Annotated in this window: 3 protein-coding genes; 2 read left to right on the top strand and 1 reads right to left on the bottom strand. The window is 38.3% G+C overall.

Going from position 1 to position 4,242, the window contains the following annotated elements:
- Positions 1-738 precede the first annotated feature (738 nt).
- Positions 739-1,170, top strand: coding sequence for a PIN domain-containing protein (locus tag HWQ58_RS29545; RefSeq protein ID WP_292871007.1), 432 nt, complete (start codon positions 739-741; stop codon positions 1,168-1,170).
- A gap of 526 nt (positions 1,171-1,696) precedes the next feature.
- Here the strand turns inward: HWQ58_RS29545 and purH are convergent.
- Positions 1,697-3,217, bottom strand: a complete 1,521-nt coding sequence (gene purH / locus HWQ58_RS29540; protein ID WP_292871005.1) for a bifunctional phosphoribosylaminoimidazolecarboxamide formyltransferase/IMP cyclohydrolase — start codon at positions 3,215-3,217, stop codon at positions 1,697-1,699.
- Positions 3,218-4,091: 874 nt separating this feature from the next.
- Between purH and HWQ58_RS29535 the strand changes: the two genes are divergently transcribed.
- Positions 4,092-4,193, top strand: a complete 102-nt coding sequence (locus HWQ58_RS29535; RefSeq protein ID WP_292871003.1) for a hypothetical protein — start codon at positions 4,092-4,094, stop codon at positions 4,191-4,193.
- The last annotated feature ends 49 nt before the right edge of the window (positions 4,194-4,242 follow it).

The raw sequence follows: 4,242 nt of genomic DNA, 5'->3' as shown, positions 1-4,242 counted from the left end.
AAACTTTAAACTCTTGAGAGGTTGTTCAAATCCCTCAATAGTTTAGAGTGAAAGATTAAATTGGGAATTTCTCAAATATATCTGGTCATACCCAATTATTCGCCGTCCTGGAATTCTAGAAAAACTTAGTCAAGTAACACCAAACCAGCAAGTTATTATTCTACGCGAACCAACACAAGTCAGAGATTTTTTGCAAAAAATTCCCCACTATTAAGATTTACTCAATTGATTTTTATTAAAAGGATCTAAAAAAATTGATAAAATAGATATTGTTATTTATATATTAATAACTACTAGTAATTAAGGTTAAATTACTATAAAAAAGTGTGAAATTAGCAAATTAGGTTAGAGAGTAACTAAAATTATGATTGATGTCAAAACAGCAGTAAATGCTGCATATCAATACATAAAATCCATACAAAACATAATGGGTTCTTCATTAGAAGATTTGAGACTTTAAGAAGTAGAACTTTCTGAGGATAAAAGCTTTTGGTTGATTACTTTAGGGTTTGATATTCCTCAAAAACCTCCTAAAAGCCGATTGGAAGTCTTAATCCCTCCCTCTGTTGCTTCTACCCCTGTGTTGTATGAACGAGAATATAAACTTTTTAAAGTAAATTCTCAAACAGGCAAAGTAAAAGCAATGAAAATTAGACAAGTATGAAAGATGTGATTAATTCCCTAATTCGTCGTTATTGCTAAAAAGGAGTTTTAGTTGATACAAACATCCTGCTTCTCTTGCTAGTTGGGAGCGTCAATCAAGAACGAATAACTAAATTTAATCGAACCCAGCAATTTCTACCAGAAGATTATGAACTTCTACTAGCATTTCTTGCAAAATTTCAAAAGCTTGTAACAACTCCAAATATTCTGACAGAAGTTAATAGCCTCGCAAATCAACTTGGGGAACCCGAACGTTCTCAGTGCTTTGAAATATTTGCTCAATTTACTATAAATGTTGCTCTTTTGGATGAATACTACATAAAGAGTTTAGATGCTGTTAATACTGAAAAGTTTGTCAAATTTGGACTTACTGACAGTGGAATCCTAACTTTATCTAAAAGTAATTATCTTGTACTAACTGATGACCTCAAATTAGCAAATTATCTTCAGAGTGTAGAAGTTAACGTGATTAACTTTAACAATATTCGTGTCTTTAACTGGAAGTAAAAATATACAATTATTTTGGAAGTGTTAATTTCTATAATTTCTATACAGAAATTAAAAAACACCTGGGAGTGTTGCCGTGTTTCCACCCCAGGCATTTTTTATTCTTAACTTGCTCCTCACACACAAATCAACCATATCACTACTTCCCTCAAATGGCAAGTATATTGAGTGACATTTTCAAAACTGTACAAGCAATCCAATTTCTGACAAATTAAAAAGCGCCTGGGAGTGTTGCCGTGTTTCTACCCCAAACGCTTTTTATTTCTAACTTACTCCTCACACACGAATCAACAATATCACTACCTCTATCCAAGGTCAAGTATATTGAGTGAGACTTTCAAAACTGTAGAAGCGATCTAATTTGTGCCCAATTAAAAAGCGCTTGGGAGTGTTGCCGTGTTTCCACCCCAGGCGCTTTTTATTTTTAACTTGCTCCTCACACACAAATAAACGATATCACTGCTTCTATCAAAGGGCAAGTATATTGAGTGACACTTTTAAAAGTGTACACATTATGAGCACTAACTTAGTGTAAAAAGTGACGTACACCAGTTAAGACCATCAGCAAACCCAGTTCATTAGCAGCTTTGATTGAATCTTTATCGCGTAAACTTCCCCCTGGTTGGACAATGGCTGCAATTCCTGCGGCTGCCGCTGTTTTGACTGAATCATCAAAGGGGAAAAATCCATCGCTGGCGAGAGTTGCACCTTTGGCTTTTTCTTGAGCTTGTTCTAGAGCTATTTTAACTGAGCCGACGCGATTCATTTGACCAGCACCTATTCCTAGTGTAGTGCGATCGCTTGTCACAACAATGGCATTCGATTTAACGTGTTTGCAAACTTTCCACGCAAACAGCAATTCGGCTAATTCGTCGGATGTCGGTTGACGTTCAGTTACAACTTGCCATTGACTGGTGTCAGCAATCACGTCATCGCTAGCTTGAACAAGTAAACCACCTGCGATCGCTTTCACTGTATCCTTAGGGCCACTGCTCAAATTTGGTAGAGTCAAAACCCGCACGTTAGATTTTTTGCCCAGGATTTCTTCAGCTTCTGGATCACAACTTGGTGCAACCACACATTCTAAAAATGTTTTAGTTAACTCGCTAGCTGTAGCCGCATCAATCGGACGGTTGAGTGCAACAATCCCACCAAAGGCAGAAACAGAGTCAGCGTTGAACGCTTTTTGGTACGCTTCGAAAATAGTATTTCCCAGTGCCGTACCACAGGGATTTGTATGTTTGATAATCGTTGCGGCTGGGGTATCAGTGAACTCAACAATAATTCTGCGTGCGGCTTCTAAATCAACTAAATTATTGTAACTAAGTTCTTTGCCTTGGAGTTTTGTCGCAGTTGCCCATCCCGTTGGGGTAGTACCAGTTTGATACCAGGCGGCGGGTTGATGGGGGTTTTCGCCGTAACGCAGAGATTGTAATTGTGTGCCGCTAAGAGTGTACTGCTGTGCTTCTGAGAGGTAAGATGCGATCGCGCGATCGTAACTAGCAGTGTGCAAAAATCCTTTTAATGCCGCCTTTTGCCGAAACTCTAGGGATGCTTCGCCGTTATTTTGCCGTAATTCCTGCAAATACTCGTCATATTGTGCTGGATCGCATAATACAGTAAGATGGGCGAAGTTTTTCGATGATGCTCGCAGCATAGCAGGGCCACCGATATCAATTTGCTCAACCGCTTGGGATAATGTCACGCCTGGTTTAGCGATCGTTTCCTCGAAAGGATATAGATTCACCACCACTAAATCAATCGGGCGAATTTGGTTATTTTCTAAATCTGTAATATCTTCAAGAACATCTCGCCTCGCCAAAATTCCGCCATGAATCCGGGGATGTAAGGTTTTGACTCGACCACCTAAAATTTCTGGTGAACCTGTGTAATCTGCAACTTTGGTAACAGGGAGTCCCGCATCTTTGAGGGTTTGGGCTGTTCCCCCACTGCTGATTAAATCAAAGTCGAATTCTTCAACCAAGCTACGGGCGAGGTCAATTAAACCAGTTTTGTTAGATACACTCAGCAGGGCTAGACGCGCCATTGATCAATTCCTTAAAAGTAGGCCGGAAGTGAAGGATCTCAAGTTTTGCATAAGGCTTGGTTCACTTCAAGAGTATTAGGAATTATTCTGAGATCGGGTAGTGGCGTGACAACAAAAGGAGTTGGACAGGTTCTCCGTATCTCGATTAATATTGAAAAGTTTAGGCTAGCAAAGAGAAGAAGGTGGATAACTACTTAGCGATGCTACATTTCGCTTGTTTGGATTAATTTTAAACCCGTTTTGGTTTTCGGATAGGCTCTCAATGTATACATTTATTAGCAAATAATATGAAGAGTATGCAAAGATTTTTATTGAAATATAGACATCTAAGTAAATCTATGGTATACTTTTATTATAGTTTTATACTAAATATTTCCTATTTTCAAGCTAAACATCCACGAGCAATAACCCAAAAGAGGACATAAAAATTCTCTATCCTCTACTCTGTCAAGTGTTCCCTATTTTTCAAGCTATTTAAGACTTACGCATTGACAAACCAACTAAATTATCACCTGTGGTTTTCAGGCATTCAAGCTTGATTTTTATACTGATTTTCAGAGGTACTTACGGTTTTTACCGTCCTACGCTACTGATAGAAGATCATTGAAATACTCTTGAAACTAGTTTTATTCTGAATCCACACGCTCATGAATTTGTACAATGCCTAAGACTGAGATAGTCCGAGATGGTTAGATAAGTGCTACGTAAAAGCCACTCAAAGGAGAATCTTCAAAGAAAAATTCGTAATCCTCAAGGGTGACATGAAAAAATGTCGAAACGTCAACATTTGGCGGATTTTTGTGCGCTCACACAGCACTAACTACAACTTAAGAACTTAGTTTACTCAAAAAATCAATTCAGGTAGGAAAAAGTTATGGCTAATATCATTGGAACCAACGGGAATGATACCCTACTAGGGACTAACAGCGACGATACAATTAACGGTAATGGTAGCGATGATACTACTACCCCCTAGCTATCTAATTGGTATACAAAGCAGGTAAGCTGAAAACTTGCATCTAGCA

Origin of the sequence: Nostoc sp. LPT (assembly GCF_017115165.1) — a bacterium.
Lineage (GTDB): Bacteria > Cyanobacteriota > Cyanobacteriia > Cyanobacteriales > Nostocaceae > Nostoc.
Note: the sequence above shows the minus strand (reverse complement) of the source record. Positions and strands in the feature narration are given on the sequence as shown.